16 protein-coding genes are annotated in these 16,569 nt (G+C 60.1%); 14 read left to right on the plus strand and 2 right to left on the minus strand.

From position 1 onward, the window contains the following. Window positions 1–84 precede the first annotated feature (84 nt). The 14 genes from CCOY_RS03555 (at window position 85) to CCOY_RS03620 (ending at window position 16,127) form a co-directional block, all read left to right on the plus strand. Entirely contained in the window at window positions 85–726 is a 642-nt protein-coding gene (locus tag CCOY_RS03555; RefSeq protein ID WP_244268699.1) for a capsid assembly scaffolding protein Gp46 family protein, read from the plus strand. Between the two features lie 17 nt (window positions 727–743). Beyond that, window positions 744–1,712: a major capsid protein gene (locus tag CCOY_RS03560; RefSeq protein WP_092101767.1), complete on the plus strand. Its 969-nt coding sequence runs from the start codon at window positions 744–746 to the stop codon at window positions 1,710–1,712. Next, window positions 1,713–2,057: a hypothetical protein gene (locus CCOY_RS03565; protein WP_092101770.1), complete on the plus strand. Its 345-nt coding sequence runs from the start codon at window positions 1,713–1,715 to the stop codon at window positions 2,055–2,057. It abuts the gene before it with no gap. A 15-nt stretch (window positions 2,058–2,072) separates the two neighbouring features. Next, window positions 2,073–2,486 carry a hypothetical protein gene (locus CCOY_RS03570; RefSeq protein WP_092101773.1) on the plus strand — a complete coding sequence of 138 codons (414 nt, stop codon included), beginning with the start codon at window positions 2,073–2,075 and terminating at the stop codon, window positions 2,484–2,486. Continuing rightward, complete coding sequence (locus tag CCOY_RS03575; RefSeq protein ID WP_092101776.1) at window positions 2,479–2,847, plus strand: hypothetical protein; 369 nt, start codon at window positions 2,479–2,481, stop codon at window positions 2,845–2,847. Before CCOY_RS03570 ends, CCOY_RS03575 begins: the two co-directional genes overlap by 8 nt. Window positions 2,848–2,955: 108 nt before the next feature. Then, window positions 2,956–3,180, plus strand: coding sequence for an HK97 gp10 family phage protein (locus tag CCOY_RS03580; RefSeq protein ID WP_244268700.1), 225 nt, complete (start codon window positions 2,956–2,958; stop codon window positions 3,178–3,180). Then, window positions 3,177–3,638: a hypothetical protein gene (locus CCOY_RS03585; RefSeq protein ID WP_244268701.1), complete on the plus strand. Its 462-nt coding sequence runs from the start codon at window positions 3,177–3,179 to the stop codon at window positions 3,636–3,638. The genes CCOY_RS03580 and CCOY_RS03585 overlap by 4 nt, the downstream gene beginning before the upstream one ends. A 19-nt stretch (window positions 3,639–3,657) precedes the next feature. Further along, a complete protein-coding gene (locus CCOY_RS03590; protein WP_092101782.1) occupies window positions 3,658–4,245 on the plus strand; it encodes a hypothetical protein in 588 nt (195 codons plus the stop codon). 94 nt (window positions 4,246–4,339) lie between these two features. Then, window positions 4,340–4,699, plus strand: a complete 360-nt coding sequence (locus CCOY_RS03595) for a hypothetical protein (protein ID WP_092101785.1) — start codon at window positions 4,340–4,342, stop codon at window positions 4,697–4,699. A gap of 29 nt (window positions 4,700–4,728) precedes the next feature. Continuing rightward, window positions 4,729–5,139 (plus strand): hypothetical protein, encoded by a 411-nt coding sequence (locus tag CCOY_RS03600; protein WP_092101788.1) that lies wholly within the window; start codon window positions 4,729–4,731, stop codon window positions 5,137–5,139. 3 nt (window positions 5,140–5,142) lie between these two features. Continuing rightward, a complete protein-coding gene (locus CCOY_RS03605) occupies window positions 5,143–11,583 on the plus strand; it encodes a phage tail tape measure protein (RefSeq protein WP_092101791.1) in 6,441 nt (2,146 codons plus the stop codon). Between the two features lies 1 nt (window position 11,584). Continuing rightward, on the plus strand, window positions 11,585–12,298 hold the full coding sequence (locus CCOY_RS03610; protein WP_092101794.1) for a hypothetical protein: 714 nt from the start codon (window positions 11,585–11,587) through the stop codon (window positions 12,296–12,298). Then, window positions 12,289–13,137, plus strand: coding sequence for a hypothetical protein (locus CCOY_RS03615; RefSeq protein ID WP_092101797.1), 849 nt, complete (start codon window positions 12,289–12,291; stop codon window positions 13,135–13,137). Before CCOY_RS03610 ends, CCOY_RS03615 begins: the two co-directional genes overlap by 10 nt. Then, window positions 13,134–16,127 (plus strand): collagen-like domain-containing protein, encoded by a 2,994-nt coding sequence (locus CCOY_RS03620; RefSeq protein ID WP_092101800.1) that lies wholly within the window; start codon window positions 13,134–13,136, stop codon window positions 16,125–16,127. Before CCOY_RS03615 ends, CCOY_RS03620 begins: the two co-directional genes overlap by 4 nt. Here CCOY_RS03620 and CCOY_RS03625 read toward each other — a convergent pair. Together CCOY_RS03625 and CCOY_RS03630 are read right to left on the minus strand one after the other, a co-directional pair. After that, entirely contained in the window at window positions 16,105–16,359 is a 255-nt protein-coding gene (locus CCOY_RS03625) for a hypothetical protein (RefSeq protein ID WP_092101803.1), read from the minus strand. The genes CCOY_RS03620 and CCOY_RS03625 overlap by 23 nt on opposite strands. After that, entirely contained in the window at window positions 16,356–16,481 is a 126-nt protein-coding gene (locus CCOY_RS03630) for a hypothetical protein (RefSeq protein ID WP_280137899.1), read from the minus strand. The genes CCOY_RS03625 and CCOY_RS03630 overlap by 4 nt, the downstream gene beginning before the upstream one ends. Between the last annotated feature and the right edge of the window lie 88 nt (window positions 16,482–16,569).

Below are 16,569 nucleotides of genomic sequence, written 5' to 3' on the forward strand. Positions count from 1 at the left end.
TAAGCCATTAACCCATCACTGCACGTGATGGGTTTTTTCATGCCCACCTACCGGTGGGTTTTCGTAATTTAAGGAGTTACCAACATGAAGAACCGTCTACGCCCTTGGGTACGCATGTTCGCTGCCGAAGCCAATGCGGGCGAAGTTGCCGCCACCGGGCAGACGAGCGCACCAAGCCAGCAAACACCCAAGGAACCTGCCAAGGCCGCAGACCAGGAGAGCGACGGCGAAAAGCCAACGGAGTCCGCGCCGGGCGAAAACGACGATGACAACGACAACCCCGACGCGCGTGGCAGCAAACGCGCCGTGCTCAAGGACCTTGCGACAGAGCGCGATAAGCGTCAGGCCGCAGAAGCCGCGCGTGACGAACTTCAGGAACGGCTCGACGCAATCGATCGGGAAAAGATGACCGAACTTCAGCGCGCACAAGCCGACCTGGAAAAGGCCAACGCACGAATCGCTGAACTCGAAGCAGCAGAAACCGAGCGTGCACGCGAGCAACTCGTCGCCAAGGTTCTGTCCGAGGCCAAACTCCCCGCCGAGATGGCGGACCGGCTTCGTGGCGAGACAGAAGAAGAACTCGCCGCCGACGCCAAGACCCTCGCCGCAGCGCTCGGCTTCGACCGCAAACCCGTCGACCCCTCCCAGGGACAGGGAACGCAGCGAGCAATCACCCCAATGACACTGCAGCAGGCAACAGACGCCCGCCTGAACATCCAACGATAGAAAGGAAGTGATGCCCCATGGCTATCACCCTTGAGCAAGCAAAGCTCAACACCCAGGACGACTACGACGCCACCGTCATCGACGAGTTCCGCAAGAGTTCTGTCATTCTCGACAACCTCATTTTCGATACCGCGGTCAACCCTGCCGGTGGCGGCGCAACGCTGACTTACTCCTACCGACGCCTCGCAACACAGCGCGAAGCAGAATTCCGCGAACTCAACACCGAGTACAAACCCGCAAGCGTCACCACCACGAAGCACTCCGTAGACCTGAAGGTCCTCGGCGGCTCCTTCCAGATCGATCGCCAACTCGCACACCTCGGCCCGGCAACCTCCGACGAGATCGCGATGCAGACCTCGCAGTTGATCAAGGCCACCACAACCAAGTTCAGCGACGCCGTCATCAACGGTGACTCCGCAGTCAACGAACACGGCTTCGACGGCCTGTCCAAGGCCCTGCTGGGCTCCGCAACGGAACTCAACGACCAAAAGGACTGGAGCGCCTACACCACCGCAGACGCCGCACTCGGCATCCTTGACGACCTCGACGAACTGCAAGGCGCACTCGACGGCGCACCCACCCTGCTGTTCGCAAACCAGCGAGCACTAGCAAAACTGCGCTCCGCAGCGCGCCGGGCTTCCATGTACACGGTCAACCCGATTGATGGTCTCGTCGGTGCGAATGGCCACGCTATCGAGCGTGAGCAGATCGGCAACCTGATCCTGGTCGACCCGGGCAACAAGCCAGGTACGAACGACCCGATTATTCCGGTTTCCGAGGGTGTCACCAGTGTCTACGCGGTACGTATCGGCCTTGATGGCTTCCACGGTGTCACCACCACCTCCGGAGAGATGATGAAGACCTGGCTGCCGGACTTCACCACCTCTGGTGCGGTCAAGACCGGTGAGGTCGAGATGGGCCCGGTTGCGGTCGCGCTCAAGGCGACCAAGGCAGCGGGCGTGCTCCGCAAGGTCAAGGTGGCCTAAATGATCGTCACATCACCGAATACCCGCTACAACGGGACCATCGGCGGCGACGTGTTCATTGAGGGCGTTTGCCGCAATCCGAGCCAAGCAAACCTGTGGTACTACAAGGCGCAAGGCTTCGGGATTGGGGAAGACGTAGTTGAACCGCCGGCAGATGAATCTGAAACGTCGCCGGAGTTGACGGTCCCGTCTCGCCCGGACGCACGCGCAAAGAAGTCGCAGTGGCAGGCTTACGCCAAATCGCTCGACCTTGACCCTGCTGGCATGACTACCGAGCAGATCATCGCGATGGTGGACGCGTTCGAAGCAGAGAACCAGACGACGACCGCGACCGAGCAGGAGTAGAGCAAGGAGGGTGTCATGGCAAAGTGGCTTTTGGAATCTCCCGAAGACATCTGGCCTGACGCTGCCCCGGAGATGAAGCAGCGCGCGAAGCGCTGGATTGATCAAGCCGAACGGCTTATCCGTGCTCGTGCGCCGACCCTTGAGCGTCGTATCGAGCAGGGGCAGATTGACCGGCTTGTCGTGGCCGACATCGTCGAGGCGATGGTGACGCGAGCAATCGACAAGACCACGCGAGGTGGTCTCGACAAACTCGCTTATCCGGAAGTGTCGATGGAGTGGACAGGCGACGGCGGCGCGGGGCAGGGCTCGCTGCTCTACCTGACGTTGGATGAATTGATGATTGTGGCACCGCAGCAGTCGCAGGCCGCCTTCACGATTCGTCCTCGAGGTATGACACCGCAGATACCGGAAGGGGAGTGGCGTGGTTAGTGCGGCAGTGCTGTTTCAGCCTGGCTGGACAGCCCTTATCAGCGGAGACCGCAACGAGATTGATCCGTATACAGGCGAGCCTCTTCCTGCTGGTGTGGAGGAGATTTCCGGACGCGGGCTGTTGCAAGCCGCGCTGTGGAACGGCTTTTCGGAGGTCACAGCCACCACCGTTGTTGATGAACGGATGGTGCTGTTTGAACCACCGGTAAAGATTCGTGCGGAAGACTCGTTCTATTCCCCTTCGGGGCAATGCTGGCAAGCGATCACCGAGGGCATGCCCCGCGGTATCCCAGGGCATGCCCCAGAGTATGTCGCCGTCCGTGTGCGGCATGCTCCGGAACTCGATAGGCAGGAGGTCTAAGCCATCGGCGCATTGTCAGCCAAACTGACCATCTACAAGTATCGAGTCCGCAAGTATGCGGCCCGGTCGGGGTCGTTTGATGAACGTGTGCGGATCGCGAAGGAAATCATGATGGATGCACGCCCTTTAGCGCCAGTGCTCACTGGTGCTTATCGCGGCGGCATCGACATCAAGGTCGACGGCCTGGACGTTTCGGTCGTCGACAGTGACGAAGACGCGATCTACAAGGAATACGGGACATCGGACACGCCGGCGCATGCCGCATTGACTACTGCGGCAATGAAGCATGGCCGCTATCGAGGCATGAGGCCAAGGAGGAGTCGAATGAAGTGACAGTAAAACCGTTGCCATACGTCGCTGGCATCATCCGTGCATGGCTCGCAGAACAACAAGAGTTCACTGATTGCCTGCACGGTGGTGCGATTACGACGCGTAATCTGCCCGACCCGCTGACCAAGCCGCATTGTCTTGTTGCCGTGACAGGACACATGGGAGACGACCCGCTGCTGCATCGAGTGATTGTGCAGGTCACGCCGTGGGCGCCTGATAGCCAAGTCTCGAGGCTGCGGGAGGATCCCGATGTGACTGTGTGGCGAGCCGCCGCGATGGCGGGAGAGTTGCTCGGCAGAGCAAAGAACCAGGTACTCGATGACGCAACAGCGTGGAGTGCAAGTTGGTTGGACGGTCCTGTCCAACTGTATGACCTGAAACGTGGGGCCGACAGGCCCCTTTTTTATGCCCCGGTTCGATTCCAAGTGCATGTCAGGCACCGGGGGTTTTCCAGATTCTAGATTCGAAGGAGTACTGATTATGGCTGTTACTACGGCTGATCCAAGCAAGGCGTATCTGTGGCTGACCGGTGATGCATACCGTGCACCTGCAGACACCAAGTTGCCGGAGGGCGATCTGCTCGCCGAGGCAATCAAGGGGTGGGACGCATACGGCGGTATTGAGGCAGGTTTCGAGCAGACCTCGGAACAGTCCGTCACCGAAAAGCAGGTGTTCAACTACCGCAAGGCCCCGTACAAGATCGCCCGTGATCCGCTCAAGGAGGGCATCAAGTTCCGTGCGGTGGATAACACGAAGGCAACCCTGCTGACGCGCGCCCAGGGCGGCAAGATCATCAAGAAGGGTGAGCACTACGCGATTGAGAAGGGCGTCGGCGAGGAGTTCGCGATCTTCATCCGCGTCGAAGACGGCACGGATGCCGCGTTCTTCTACTCGCCGCGTGTGACGCTGAAAGCACCTGCGACGCGCGCCGCCATCGATGGCCAGAACATCGACGGTTGGGAGTTCGACGTGTCGTTCCTGTCTCCGATGGTGGAGATCATTCCGGCCCTGCCGGAGGGCGTCACTGTCGACGAAGACGAGTCTGCGAGCACCGAGGACAGCCACTAAATAAGCCAGGTGGTGGCGCAGCGGGTCGCCACCACCACAAGGGCTCAATCAACCCGCCAATTTTTCTACCCCAGTACCGAGAAGGGAAAACAACATGACTGCGAAGAAGAAGACCGTAATCGACATCCTGGACGCCGCACTGGCTGTCAAAGGTGGGCCGTCTCAACTGATTGACCTTGACGGGGTTGAGATCAGCCTGCGCCGCAACTTCACGGGCCGTGAGGCACGCGATTACGTGGAAATCTGGCGTATCGATAAGGCCAAAGAGAGCACGGAAATCGTCAAGAAGACCGTGGCGCTGCTGTCAGACTCTGACGAGGAGGCCAAGGAAGCGTTTACGCAGCGCCTGCTGCAGGAGTCCGCACCGACTGCCGCGCGTGTCCTTGGCCGTATGGCGGTTATCGCGGGTCTTCGATCGGAAGATGGGAATTTTTTTCCTGGAGCCTCCGCCTAGACGCGCCGGGCGAGTTCGCACGAGTGCTCGTGGAATTTCGTAGGCAATACAGCCTGGATTTCCGCGAAGCACTCGACACGATGTGGCATGGGGATATCGCAGTCCTGATTGACGGACTAGAGCACTGGTCTGACCAGGACGAGAACTTGGCAATGCTGGTGGATCGTCTCGACTACTGGCTCAACTCCGAGTACCGCTCCTGGATTACCGACCCTGACGACCCGGACGTCGCCCGCGAGCGGGCCCGCCGCAAACGCGAAGGCATCAAACCACCGGCAGACCCGGTGATCTTCCCCGTCGCACACCGTCCGGCGCACGTCCACAAGGAATTGATGCGCGAACTGCTGAAAGAACACGAAAACACCACGCCGACTGTCACGAAATCTGACGGTCGGCGTTTTGGTTCGCTGAGCGATCTGCGAAAAATGAGAGGAGAATAACCAATGGCCGGTGGCAAGATTGACATCCTGGTTGAACCGGATACAAGGGGATTTGTCCCCAAGATGGAGTCCGGTCTCAAAGGCGCGATTGGTGCCGCCGGCAAACTCGGCGCAGCCCTGGGCGTGGCCATGGGCGGCGTGGAAGCGGCGCGCACGGTCGTCCAGGTCGGCAAGGAGTTCGAGACCGAACTCAACACGATGCGAGCCGTCTCGCAAGCAACCGCCGAACAGATTGAAGCGATTACCCAGCGTGCTCGCGAACTCGGTAACGACACATCGCTGACGGCAACGTCTGCCTCTGACGCTGCTGCAGCAATGACCGAACTTGCCAAGGGTGGATTCTCCGTCGAGGAAGCCATGGCGGCAGCAAAGGGCACCCTGCAGTTGGCGTCTGCCGCACAAACGGATGCCGCGTCTGCTGCCACTATTCAGTCCCAGGCCCTGCAAGCCTTCGCACTTGATGCGTCTGAAGCCGCGAGGGTGTCAGACATTCTGGCGGGTGCAGCAAACGCATCGTCTGCACAAATCGGCGACGTGGCTAACGCTCTGCAGCAGTCCGGTGCGGTGGCACACCAATTCGGCGTGTCTATCGACGACACCGCGACCGCAATCGCGATGTTCGCCAACGCCGGTATTACCGGCTCCGACGCCGGTACGCTGCTGAAAACTGCGCTGCTGTCGCTGGCGAACCAGGGCAAGCCAGCGCAGGCAGCAATCGAAGAACTTGGCCTGACGGTCTACAACGCCCAGGGCCAGTTCGTCGGCCTGCCGGTGCTGATGGGACAGTTGAAAGACGCCGCGCAAAGGATGACGCCAGAGGCGTACCAGGCCGCTACCGCAACACTGTTCGGCAGCGACGCCATGCGTATGGCTGGTGTGGCAGCACAGCAGGGCAAAGAGGGCTTTGATGCGCTTTCCGAGGCCGTGACCCGACAGGGACAAGCCGCAGAAGTCGCAAAAGCACAAACCCACGGTCTACCCGGTGCACTGGAACGGCTGGAAAACACCGTCGAAGACGTCGCCCTTGCTACCTACGAGTCGCTTGCCGGCACCATGGTTGCCGGTGTGGACTTGGCCACTGCCGCCATCGGCACGTTTGGCGACTACGCCGAGTCCGCAATCAACGGGTTGAAGACCGCTGTTGAAGTTGCCGGCGACGTGTTCGCACCACTGGAAGGCACCGTAAAGACAACCGGTAACGCCCTCCAGGGCCTTGCCGGACCAATTGTTGGTGCCGCCGCAGCGTTCGCCGTCTTCAAACGACTCGATATCCCATCCCACCTGGGAGTCGCTCGCGAGAGCGCAAAGGGATTTGGCGACATGATGGAGATCCACACGCTCCTCGCACGAAAAAACGGCGTGGAACTCACCCGCATGGGCGCAGCGCTCGCCGTCGTCGAATCGAAACACAAATCCATCGCCCTCATGGCCGACTCGGCGCGCCGGGCGTCGGCTCCAATGCGCAATCTTGGTGCGAATACGAAGCGTTGGGCAACGGAGATGAAGGGCCTGTCTAGGACGGCCACCATGGCGCGCGGCAATCTCTTGCTGTTGGGCGGTGCCGCAAAGGGCGCTGCTGCTGGTGGGTTTAGTCTGTTGCGCAGTGGTGTCTCTGGCGTGGTCAACGCCATGGGTGGTCCGTTTAACATTGCGATGATGGGCGGCGCGGCGCTTATCGGCGCGTTCGTGCAGTCCTCGCAGACTGCATCCACGATTCAGGACAGGCTTGCAGAAGCGTCGCGTAACGCCGCTGAGGCGCAGCAGGAGTTGCAAACCGCTGTGGCTGGCACCACTGGTGCGCTCAATGAACAGGGGTTGGCTGCTGCCTCGAAGATCGCCGACGCCGAGATGGCGCAATTGACCGCGATCGGCGAGCAGATGAACAGTTCGTTCAACATCATTCAGGCCCCTGATCTGTCGTGGTGGCAACAGGGCTTTTGGAACAAGGAGTTCAACGAGTACCGCTCCCACGTCAATGAGACGAAGCAGGCGTATGACGCGCTGAAGTCTGCTGCTGGCGAGTTGAAGATCCCGATGGACGACTTGGGCCGCGTGGTTGCAGCAGGTGGTGCGCAGTTCGAGGACCTTATGGCGCATCTGGACGCGGGTGGTGAAGCGTCGCAGCGCGCTGCCGCACAACTGCGCCAGGTGAAAACGGAACTGGACGAGCAGGTCCTTGCCGCGCAGCGTGTGTCGCCTGCGGCTGCACAGATTGAGGCGGGTATGCAGGTGCTTGCAGACTCGTCTTCTGCGGCAGAGGAGCGTCTCAACGCGCTCAAGCAGGTGCTGCAGGCGATGGGTATGCTTCCTGCTTCCACGCAGGACGCGATGATGAATCTGGCTAAGACTGTTGACCAGGTCAGTGAATCTGCGGCAGGCGCGATCATCGGTGGCGAAGGTCTCGGCGAGACGCTGTTTGACCAGTCGGGCAAACTCGAAGCCACAGACAAGAACGCGCAGTCTCTACACGCCTCGTTGATGTCGATCTCCGACGGGTTCCTGCAGTCTGTTGCTGCGGGCAATGACGCAGAGCAGGCTTACGGGCTTGTGGAGGCAGGTCTTGCAAACCTCGCGTCTGCCTACGAATTGACAGACCCACAGATCGAATCGCTGCGCCAGCAGTACGCACTTATGCCCGAGGTTGTCGAGACCTTGGTGAAGTTGGAGGGCGCCGATTCGGTAGAAACCGAGATCGCCGTGGTCTGGGCCTTGATGCAGGACCTGCCGGAGGGCCAATCAGTCGAACTGAATGTGCTTTCTGAAGAAGCGCAGGAGCAACTGAGGCAACTCGGGGTCCAACTTGGCGAGACCCCGGACGAACACACCACAAGGATCGAGGCACCGACCGAGGAAGCCCGGAAAAACGTCGACACCTTCATCAAGGACGTCGAGACCGAACTGGGCAAAAAGAAGGAAGCCAAGATCGAGGCCGACGCCAGTCAGGCCAAGAAAGAGATTGACGACGTCCAACGCCGCTTGGGCGGGTTGCGGGACAAGGAAATCACCATCACGACCCGCCAGCGCACCGTCGTAAGCAACGCTCCAGGGCGTGCATCCGGCGGCCGCGCGCCGGGCTTGGCCACCGGTGGTGTGGCCACAGGCTATCGCCTGCCGACTACGGGGCCGGGTACTGAGATTGTCGACGGGTTTGTGGGCGTGGATGCTGCAGGCAGCCCGCTGGCTCGGCTTGATGCTGGCGAGTGGGTGATCAACCGGGCTTCGTCTGACAAGTACGACGCGGAACTTGCGGCGATTAACCAGGGTGTGTTCCCGAAACTGCCGGGCTTCGCCACAGGTGGTGTCGTCTCGTCGAGCGAGATTAAGCGCACACTGGCGTTCCTTGATGGAACTCCGTACTACATGGGCGGCTGGTCTGCCGGTGGTGTCGATTGCTCTGGCGGTGTCTCTGCCACGGTCAATGTGTACCGCGGGGAGGATCCCTTTGCTTCTCGTATGTCGACTGTCACCGAGGGGCAGTGGCTTGCCGAGCGCGGTGCTGTGCCTGGCAAGGGCGGCGCGGGTGACATCACCATTGGGTGGTGGGACCGAGGCGGCGGCGCGAACGGTCACACCGCGATGCAACTGGCAGACGGGACGTTCATCGAGTCCGGTGGCAACACCGGTGGCGGATTCACCATCGGGCGAACTGCCGGCCCACTTGAGGGGCGTGGCTTTACTGACTGGGCGCATTTTCCGGACGCCGACAAGGTCGCAGACTCTGTCGACGCGCTTGTAGAAACCGCGTCGAGTGCATCTGGTGTTCACGTGTCGTCGTCGCCAAGCGGTGCTCACGTGTCGTGGGGTGCTGCGGATCGAACCTTTGACGTCATCTCGGCGCTGTTCGGTGCGCAACTCTACGACCAGGGCGGGTATTTGCCGCACGGTGGTGTGGCAATGAACCTGTCGGGCAAGCCGGAGCCGGTGCTCACCGACGGCCAGTGGGCACAATTCGGTGAGTTTGCAAGGTCGATGCGTGCAGTTGCGGCAGAGTTGCCGGCGGTTGTCGACGGGTTCAAGCAAGCCTCCAAGAACCTGGACTCCACAGCAGCAGGCCTGGAAGCAATCGCACCTAAGGATGGGTCTCGCTCTATCGCAGATGCGCCTACCTCGGCGTTTGATGTGGTGGACGATCTGACGAACTCGTTTGCGGTTGCCGCCGGCAACTACCACGCCAACCCGACCCGATTCGGTCTTGGTGTTGGTGGTGCGCTGCTGCCGGAGGTCTTTGGTGGTCTTCGTGACGCCGAGCGCGGTCTTGCCGACACGCGCCAGGCAGCGAAGGATGGCATGGATGAAATCGCCGAGCGGGAGCGCGAACTGGCTGAAGCGCGTGAAGCGTTAGCCGAACTCGACGCTCAAGACGGTGGCTACGACAAGCAGACCAAACGCAGGATTGAAGACGCCGAAAAGGCAGTCGTTCGCGCCAAGAATGACAAGAAGCCGTCTGCCGAAAAGATCGCTGACGCTGAAGAGCGACTGCGCCGTGCTCGTGAAGACGCGGCGGAGAAACTCGACGCCCAGGACAAGAAGCGGGCCAGGGACCGCGATAAGGCTGCAGATACTGTGATCAAGGCGGAAAAGAATCTCGACGTGGCACGCACGGGGACTGCTCAACTTGCCGCACAAATCGGCGCTGGGCAGATCACCATGGCCATTGAAGCCGCTAAAGCGGTCTACGCGCTTGGCAAGGTGGTCTACGAGACGATCAACAAGATCGCTGAATGGATCATCGAAAAGATCAACAACGTCGAAGCCGCACGCCTGGAAACGCTGACCCAGTCCGTCGAGATGATGGACAAGTTAGCCCGAGGCATGGACGAAGCCCGCAACCAGTTGACGCAACTGCGCATGGGAGCAGTCAACGCACTGCTCGCCGAACAGCAGGCACAGTGGCAACTCGGCCAAGCCCGAGCCAACTACACGCAAACGCAACTGCGCGGCATCGTCGACGTCGCCAACGCAAGGGCCAAGGTCACCAGCGCCGAACTCGGCTCCCTGCGTGTCATCGGCACAAGCGTTGACGACATGTGGGCGCGCACGATCGCTGGCCTGAAAACCGGCAAACTCACCTTTGGCGAGACGATGGACGCCGTAGCAGGCTCCGTGCGAGAAAAACTCGCACTCGAAGCCGAGACCCACAAAACCCAGGCCGAAGCACTCAAAGCCAACGCTGACGCCGCCCTGCAACTGCTCGATTCCTCCAAGGCCGCCGCCAAGGCAGCACTCTCCGCGAAATCAGCAACCGCACTGCTGAGCGCACAGGCCGGCAGGCTCAAAGCCATGACCACCATCGGCGACGGCTCACTGTCCACCCCAGCGGCAATGCGAATGCAGCGCGTGACGCAACTGCTCGCAGAATCTGCCGACTGGACAGCCCGCGACTACAAAGAACTCAAGATCGAAGAGTCCCGCAGATACCGAGCCGCCGCCGCACAAGCAAAAGCAGAAGCCATGCGCATTCTGAAAGAGCACTTCGGCGGCACCCCGGAATACGGCAAATACGTCTCCGAGATCGAACAGGTCATGTCCCGCGCCGGGCACTACGGGTTCTGGAACTCCACCGAGGACGCACAAAAGGTCATCGAGGCCGCACTGAAAAACACCTCGCTTGGGCGTGCTGTCCAGGATCTGGAAACCCAGCAAGTGGAGCAACAGATCGCCGACTACGAAAAGGCACTTGCCGAAACCAAGGTCGAGGTCGGAAACCTCGCAATTGACGCGCAGTACGCACCAAGCGAAGCAAAGGCACGCGGCGACCTCGCCACAGCCGAGCAGCAGGTTAGTTACTTCACGTCAATGGCGGAGTACTACCGCACTTCCGACGAAGGCGTGAAAACCGCACTGAAAGAACTCATGGACTTCAACCGAAGCCAAAGCACAACCCTTTCAGAGCAAACCACCAAGCAGGTCAACGAATTGCAGTCCATTGCCAAGACTGCAGAAAACATCTACAACACCCTCCCACCAGGAGGGTTCAACTACGACCTGCCAGGCGCAGCACCACTGCCACCATCACGCCTGCCACACACCTGGGGCAGCGAACTTGCCGCAGCGATGGGCCACGCCGCACTCCGCGACGTCGACATCACCCGAGTGGCACAAACCGCCATCAACCAAACCGACATCCCACAGATCGGAGCACGCTACAGCACACGCGAAGAAGTAGAAGCCGCACGCCGTACTCGAGACGAGCAAATGCGCGCGGCCATCGAAAACGAAATCGCCACCACCAGAGAACAACAACTCGCCGCACAGATGGACCGACGGTTCGCTGCAATCGAACGCAACATGCTGCCAGACCTGACCATCAACCTGCCCGGAACCGAATACATGCGCACCGAAGACGTCGCCCGCGAGATGCAAGACCAACTCAGCGCAGTAGGCCGCCGCGTCACCATCCTGGAAGGCAAAAACGGCGCCAACTACTACAAGACAAGGATGTGAAATGCTCTTCGGAATCAAAGACCACACAGGCCAACTCCACGACGTAGCCCCCAACGGCCCCTCCAACGTCACACTCCCAGCCGCCGGCATCACCGGACTCGTCGGCCAACCCAAAGCAGTCACCACCGAATCCGGCTTCGCGCCGGGTGGTGTGCTGCATGGCTATACGGCGGGTGTGGTGGAGGGCAGTGTGAAACTGCTTGTTGAGCCGCCGTTTACCTTCGGCGAGGTCGCTAGGTGGTTTTCGTTGAGTCGTGATGCCTTTCTTGTGGTGAACGGGTGGGAGTTGGCTGTCAGGCTGCGTGAGATGGTGGCCCCGCCCGAGGTTGCTCCGGATGGTGAGCCGCTTCTTGAGATGGAGATCCCGCTTGTCTCGTTTGATGGGGTGTGGCGCTCGCCGCCGAAGCGTGGTGCGTCGATCGTCAACGATGGGGATGTGCCGATCTATCCGACGGTTGAATGGTCGGGTGCGTCCTCCTCGGTGCGGTGGCCGTCTGGCTTTGGCACGGTGCTGCCATCGGTGGCGTCGCTGTCGACGTTGGATACCTCGCCGATGGGCGGGTTTACCGTCCGCACTGCTGGGCGCATCAACACGGCAGCGTCGAAGCAAGTAGCAGGGTTTTCGGAGCCGGTTCCTCCAGGCGGGTCGGCGAGTTTGGGGCTGTCGCGCTGTGACGCGATGTGGCGGATTGGAAGGTGGTCACCATGGCAGTAGATTGGGCCAAGTTCGCAGCACACCGTAAGGCGGTGGTGGAGTCGACGGGGCAGTACCTTGGGCTTCTCGACGAGAACGGCCACCCGCTGTGCGATCTGCCGGCACCTTCAGAAATGCAGGCCCCGCGAGAACGCAACGCCGTGTCATCGCTGCAGGTGACGTTCCCCGTGTCCGCGATGGACAGTGGGGTGCATCCTGCTGCGCGTGCTCTGGTGGACGACACGATTGGTGTGGAACCTTCCGGTGCGATCGCTCCCACTCCGAAGACACGGTTTGTCCTCGTGGAGCGTCCCGGCAGTTCGTGGTGCTACCGGGTCGCGCAGCGCATGGCCACCGGCCCATCAGACAGGCTGCGTGAAATCACGGTGCACGGCGTTGACGTGTTGAGTTTCTTGCAGCAATTGCCCTGCCCGTCGCAACCAGCGAAGTGGGCACGCACGACGTTTCACACGTTCGAACGTGACTGGCTGGCCGCTACCGACGCGTCTGCGCGGTTTAAAACCCCGCGGGATATCGCAGAGGTGGACTTCTACGACTCGTATCTCAGCGACCAGGTCATTGCAGGGCCTGCCGACGAGGCAATCGGGCGTGTGATTCAGGAGTCCGTCGACGCTGTCACGAAACTTGCCGGCCTCGACCCGTCGCCCTTCACCGTGACGGTGACGCCAACCGGCGATAAGGCTGACGAAGTACTGATCAAGCCGGACGACGACTTCATCTGGGATGTGGTGATGCCGCGCGCCACTGCCGCCGGCATCGCAATTTCTGCGGCGATGGTCTTCCCGGAAACCACCGGCGAGCCGGTGATCAATTTCGACGTGAAAGCAGGTGCACAATGAGCATCAAGTTAGTTGCCGATGGTGGCGAAATCACTGTCGGCGCGAGGGTCGCCGTCTACACGTATGGCGCGTTCAACGTCGTGCTTCCGGAGGGGCGCGAGTTGGCTGCCGACGAGTACACCGACGACGGCTACACCAACGGCTATGTTTACCGACCCAAGGGTGCTGAAAATCTCGGACGTTTCGACGTCGCCTTTGCTCGCGCTGATGTGACGATCGAGACAGACGCGGGGTATTCTAACTTCGAGGCGGTCGTCGACGCGTCGCAACGCCGCGTCTCCGAAGACATTTACTTCGAGCGCGACATCACAGGTGCCGGCCTTGGCTCCTGGACGCCCGGCAAGGACTACGACGTTGGCGACGTCGTCGACGTCATGGTCTTCAACAGAGTGATCCCGCAGCCCGTGACGGCGATCACTTACACGTCGGCGCCGGACGATCCGCTTGGCGTCCGTGTCCACGTCGGCGGCCAGACGATTCGCGACGCCGAACTCGTCGAGGAGCAAAACCGCAGTGTGCGCGAGGCCATTGCAAAGGAATCCGCACAGCGCCGCAAGCAGGTAGGTGCAGTGCAGGCACAGGCCCGTACTGCTGAATCGCAGGCAGCACAGGCGCGTAAAGCCGCTGATAAAGCGGTGGTGGACACCGTCGTTGAGTATGCAAAGTCATCGTCTGGCACGGAGGCACCTTCTTCGGGCTGGTCACAAGCAGCACCGGCGCCCTCCACAGTGGGGTTTGTATGGCAACGCACGATTACCTGGTTCGGCGATGGCCGCGTAGAGCGTGGACCCGCAGTATTGGTGACAGGAAACACTGGCCTGCCAGGCCCCCGTGGCCCTCAGGGTGTTCCCGGCCCGAAAGGCGACTCCGGCCGCGACGGCGTGCCGGGTAAAAACGGTGTGGGCGTGCAACAAACCACGGTGACATACGCCCAGTCTGCGTCTGGTGTGACTGCACCATCGTCAGGGTGGCAATCACAGCCACCGGCGAATGTACCTGCAGGGCGATTCGTATGGACAAAGATGGTGCTGCACTACACAGATAACAGCACCGAGGAAGTCTTTAGCGTAGGCAAGATCGGTGAGACCGGCCCACAAGGTAGTCCTGGCGCGAAAGGCGCAACCGGCGCTCGTGGGCCGCAAGGCCAGCGGGGCGCGAAGGGAGACACCGGTAGCGACGGCCGACCTGGCAAAGACGGAACGAAGCTTGTCAGCACCGTTGTTACCTACTCTCAGTCCACCTCTGGCACCCAACCACCAACACAAGGTTGGCAGCCACAACCACCCACCGTCGCGCCGGGGCGGTTTGTGTGGACGCGGTTTGTTTGGTCGTATTCGGATGGGACATCGGAAACGGGCTACAGCGTCGGCAAGATCGGTAATACCGGTGTTCGTGGCCCACAAGGTCCGCAGGGCGCAACTGGACCGCAGGGCGCAACTGGACCGAAGGGTGCAACTGGACCGAAGGGGCAGACAGGTGCACAGGGAGTGTCTGTAAAAGACGTGACTCATTTCTGGCGGTGGGCAACCAGCAAACCCGCCACTCCTACAGGCAGTGGCAACCCATCGGGCTGGTCCACCACCCAGCCCGCCTACATGGTTGGACAGACCCTGTACGCCACGATTCGCACCACCTACTCGAATGGTTCCGTGTCTTGGTCACCAACCACAGAGGAAGCCAGCGTGTCAGCAGCGACAGCGATTAGTAACGAGTCTGCAAACTCGAAGAATCGAGTGTGGTACGCAACAAGCGCGCCGGGGTCGACGCGTGGTGAGCGTGCTGGGGATACGTGGTTCCGCTACTCGGGAACGACCATCATCGGCCAGTGGCGGTGGACAGGCTCTTCATGGGCAACTCAAACCATCGGCAACCAGGTGATCGCCAACTTGGATGCGGGCAAGATCACGTCCGGGACCATTGATGCACGCCGGATTGGTGCGGATACGATTGATGCGTCGATGATTAAGGCGGATTCGTTGACCGTGCGTGAATTACGGGCGGAAGTGTTTCACCAGGTCGGGGCGGATGTGGTGCCGTTAAAACCTGGCACCACTGAGCCTGCGTGGTGGGATCAGGCTGATGCTACACAAGAGTTGTGGGTGAAATATGTTGGGCAGCACACCGCGAAAGGGGCGGAATGGATTCCTAACTACCACTTGGTCAATAAGGGTACGTCTGGTGCGTTTCCAGTGCAGATGAAACGTTTTAACAGCACGAAGGAGCCTGTACATATGAATTTAGTGACGGTGGATCCGGCCCTTGAGTATGATTTATCGTTTTTTGCGAAAGGGCATAACGGGGGGCGGTTTTTTATTGAATGCCGAGATCAGAATGGGTCGCTCGCGGTGAAGTCTGGTGGGATTATTCGAAAGAATGTGTGGGATCCACAAAACGCAAGTCAGTATCTTGCAAGCAACGTGGAAACTGATGGTGTATTGCGGTTTTACAAGACGCGGATTCGGTTTCACGAGAAGGTGCAGGCGGTCAAGATTGCCAATATTTACGGTAATCACTCGAATGGGACTCGTGGTGATGGGCTGTGGATTGGTGAGATAAAGATTGTGCCGCATCAGGTTGATCAGGAGCAGGTTGATGCGTTGCAGTCGAAGCAGATTAGTGACAATGCGGCGCGGATCCGTGGGATTCAGGCAGCGCAGACGAAAGCGCAGAAGGCGATCGATGCCGAGGAAAAGTACCGGACGCAATTCGGGTCTGGCTACAACACCGGAAACTGGTTTTCGCCGAATAAAAATCCGTTTGTCGAAGTCAGAACGATCCAGAGCCATGGGTCTGTGCGGTATAACTCGACGCGCGCCCGCCTCAAGCGCAAATGCAAGGGGTGGATTCTGTTAATCCAGACCACTGAGTCGGGACTGTCCGATATGCAGGGGTTCAACGTCGATGCTGACCAATATGCCCAGTTCAGCGTGTATGGCGGGTTGAACCAGGTGGTCAAGCATTGGGCGATTATTTATCAGTTGTACGACTAGGCGAGTTGGGGATAGGGCTGCCGGGCCGGTTCGCGTGCCAGGTTTTGACGGCTTCGGCATCCCAGAGTGGTGTTTGCTTCGTTAGCCGGGCGACAGGGGTGGGCACGCCGAGTTTGTTGTTTGCTCGGCTGTAGGAGCGCCATGTGGCGTCGGTGACGTTGCAGTGGTTGGCGCATTGTTGCACGGTCCAGAGTTCACGCCCGGTGTCGGTATCGGTGATGTGGATGTTCATGCTGATTTCCTGTCGAGGAAGTGGATGTAGACGGCGGTTGCAGAAAGTATGAGCAGGGTGATCGGGTGCCATCCGGTGAGTACGCCGAGGGGGATGAGGATTAGCGGAAGGTTGAGCCGCATAGTGTGTTCCTTTCCGGGGTAGTGTGGAGGGGTGCCTCGCGGTTCTGGTTAGTTTGGGTAATCAGAACCGCGAGGTCTTTTTACTCGT

Source organism: Corynebacterium coyleae (genome assembly GCF_030408635.1).
GTDB classification, from domain to species: domain Bacteria; phylum Actinomycetota; class Actinomycetes; order Mycobacteriales; family Mycobacteriaceae; genus Corynebacterium; species Corynebacterium coyleae.